General features: G+C 75.0%; 3 protein-coding genes. All 3 read right to left on the bottom strand.

Annotation, left to right across the window (positions count from 1 at the left end):
- The coding region (locus ACSNOK_RS32375; protein ID WP_436784361.1) for a CaiB/BaiF CoA transferase family protein at window positions 1–1,029 on the bottom strand (1,029 nt) is incomplete at its 3' end.
- Between the two features lie 204 nt (window positions 1,030–1,233).
- Window positions 1,234–1,602 carry an MmcQ/YjbR family DNA-binding protein gene (locus tag ACSNOK_RS32370; RefSeq protein WP_436784360.1) on the bottom strand — a complete coding sequence of 123 codons (369 nt, stop codon included), beginning with the start codon at window positions 1,600–1,602 and terminating at the stop codon, window positions 1,234–1,236.
- Window positions 1,603–1,716: 114 nt separating this feature from the next.
- Window positions 1,717–2,640, bottom strand: a complete 924-nt coding sequence (locus tag ACSNOK_RS32365) for a dihydrodipicolinate synthase family protein (RefSeq protein WP_436784359.1) — start codon at window positions 2,638–2,640, stop codon at window positions 1,717–1,719.
- Window positions 2,641–2,747 lie beyond the last annotated feature (107 nt).

Raw genomic sequence — 2,747 nt, 5'->3', positions numbered from 1 at the left:
GGGCGCGGGGGCGGGCTGGGTGACGCCGTCGCGCTCGGCGAAGGTGCCGCGGGCGGCGAGGTGCGGGTGGCCGGGGGCCTCGGCCAGCGAGAGCACGGGCGCGACACAGGCGTCCGTCCCCTCGAACACGGCCGTCCACTCGGCGCGCGTGCGCCGCCGGAACCGCTCGGCGACGGCGGCCCGCAGCTCCTCCCACCGGCCCGGGTCGTCCCGCCCGGCGGCGGCCTCGCCGTCCAGTCCCAGCAGCCGGACGAACTCGGCGTAGAAGCGCGGTTCGAGCGCCCCGACGGCCATGTGTCCGCCGTCGGAGGTCTCGTACACGCCGTAGAACGGCGCGCCGCCGTCCAGCAGGTTGCCGCCGCGCCGGTCCTGCCAGGCACCGGCGGCGAGCATGCCGTGCAGCATGGCGGTCAGGTGGGCGGTGCCGTCGACGATGGCGGCGTCCACGACCTGCCCGCGGCCGGTGGCCCGCGCGTGGAGCAGGGCGGCGAGCACGCCGACGACGAGGTACAGGGAGCCCCCGGCGTAGTCGCCGAGCAGGTTGGCGGGCGGACAGGGCGGCCCGCCGGCCGGCCCGGTCAGCCCGAGCGCGCCGGTGACGGCGATGTACCCGATGTCGTGTCCGGCGGCCGGCGCCAGCGGCCCGTCCTGCCCCCACCCGGTCATCCGCCCGTACACCAGCCGGGGGTTGCGCTCCAGACACGGCCCCGGCCCGACGCCCAGCCGCTCGGCGACCCCGGGCCGGTACCCCTCCAGCAGCACATCGGCCCGCTCGACCAGCCCGAGCACGGCCTCCACCCCGCCGGCCGCCTTCAGATCGACGCCGACGGAGCGCTTGTTGCGGTGGGTGACATCCCGCCGCGGATCGATCCCCAGCCCGGGCCCGCCGGGCCGGTCCACCCGCACCACGTCGGCCCCGAGGTCGCCGAGCAGCATCCCGGCGAACGGCCCGGGCCCGATCCCGGCCAGCTCGACGACACGCACACCGGCGAGCGGACCGCCGGACCTGTCCTGCGGTGCTGCTGTCATGGGGACCCCAGGGACCGTGCCGGGCACGTCGTGGCGCGCCCGGGCGACTGTCTATGACAAGACTGCTGTAACACCCGCGATGCTAAGAACGTGTTCCAATTTCCACAAGCCCCGCCGCCCCTGACGCGGCTCCGCCAAAGCGCGTGAACCGGCCGGGATTTGACGGAACGGACGGCATGACGGGCGGACGGGCACGGCGGAACGTCAGCCGTCGAGGCGCGCGACCAGCCGCTTCGGCGCGATGGCGCGGTAGCTCTCCTCGACCCAGTCACAGAGCAGCTCCACGGACGGCCCCCCGTCCCCGAGCGGCACGGAAACCCACCCGGCCCGCCCCAGCCCGTACCCCGTCGGAGCGGCCCCGGGCACGGCGAGGGCATGGCCATGCGCCTCCTCGTCCCGCAACTTGACGCTGATCGCGGCGTCCTCCGCGCCCTCGGCGCCCAGGAAGACGAAGATCTTCTTGTTGACCTTCACAACGGCGCTCTCATCCCAGGGGAACTCCTCGACGGCCCCGGGAAGAGAGAGGGCGAACTCGCGGATCCTGGCCCGGATGGTGTGGGACGGGGACGGCATGGGAGCTCCGATGGTGAGTGCGGTGATCGTTACGCCGGCCACGCTAGGGGGTAGCCGGGCCGCGTTCCCGCCACCCCTCGCACGAGTCGGCCCGCATCGGGCGGGAGCGCCCGTTCACAGCAGTCCGCCGTCCTTGAGCAGGTGTTCCACCGCCTGTGCCGCCTCCGGGGTCAGCGGTCGAAGAGGGGCCGCCGTGGTGGGGTGGTCGATGACGCCGAGCAGGCACAGGGCCGTCTTGAGGGCGCCGAGGGTCGCCGCCGTGCCGCTCATGTCCCGGGTGCCGGCCGGCCGGACCAGGGCGTGGAGGGTGGTCAGCCGGTTCTGTTCGGCGACGGCTTCGGGCCAGCGGCCGGCCTGGGCGTGGGCGTACAGGCGGGCGTAGCCGGCCGGGTCGACGTTGCCGAGGCCGGCCACGACGCCGTCTGCGCCGATCAGAAGGGCGGCGTCCACCGTGAGTTCGGAGCCGGTGAGGACGGAGAAGTGGCGGTTCGGGTCGCGGTGGCGGAGGGCCACCAGCAGGTGGCGCAGGGTGTCCAGGTCGCCGCTGCTGTCCTTGAGGCCGATGAGGGTGCGGTCCTCGGCGAGGTCGAGGAGTACGGCGAGCGGCAGCTTCGTGTGGACGCGGGAGGGGATGTCGTAGGCGAGCAGGGGCAGGGCGGTCTCGGCCGCGACGCGGCGGAAGTGGTCGGCCGTCTCGGCGGGGTGGGTGTCGGTGTAGAAGGGCGCGGTGGCCACGAGGGCGTCGGCGCCCAGGCCGGCCGCCTCCCGTGCGCGCTCCAGGACGCGCGGGGTGGTCGTGTCGATCACGCCCGCGAGGACGGGGACGCGCCCGCCGGCCGCCTCGACGGCGGTCCGCACGACCGTACGGCGCTGCTCGTCGGTGAGAAAGACGGCCTCGCCGCTGGTGCCGAGCACGAACACCCCCGAGGCGCCGCCCTCCAGGACGTGCTCGACCAGCCGGCGCAGAGAGCCGGTGTCGACGGCGCCGTCGGGGGTGAGGGGGGTGCACAGGGGCGGGATGAATCCGGTCGGTCGCACGGGGTCCTCCGGGGTCGGGTGCCTGCCGTGTCGTGCCTACCCAGCAGGCGAGCCGGTCAAGAGCTGCCGGGCGGGGTGGGAGCGCCGGGCGGTGGAGAGCGTCCGGA

The sequence above is a fragment of the Streptomyces sp. URMC 126 genome, from assembly GCF_051386555.1.
Classification (GTDB): domain Bacteria; phylum Actinomycetota; class Actinomycetes; order Streptomycetales; family Streptomycetaceae; genus Streptomyces.
This window is presented reverse-complemented; position numbering and strand designations above follow the sequence as displayed.

Coding starts and splice junctions, on each gene's coding strand:
- ACSNOK_RS32370 (WP_436784360.1), bottom strand. CDS start 1,602: ATGCCGTCCCCGTCCCACACCATCCGGGCCAGGATCCGCGAGTTCGCC.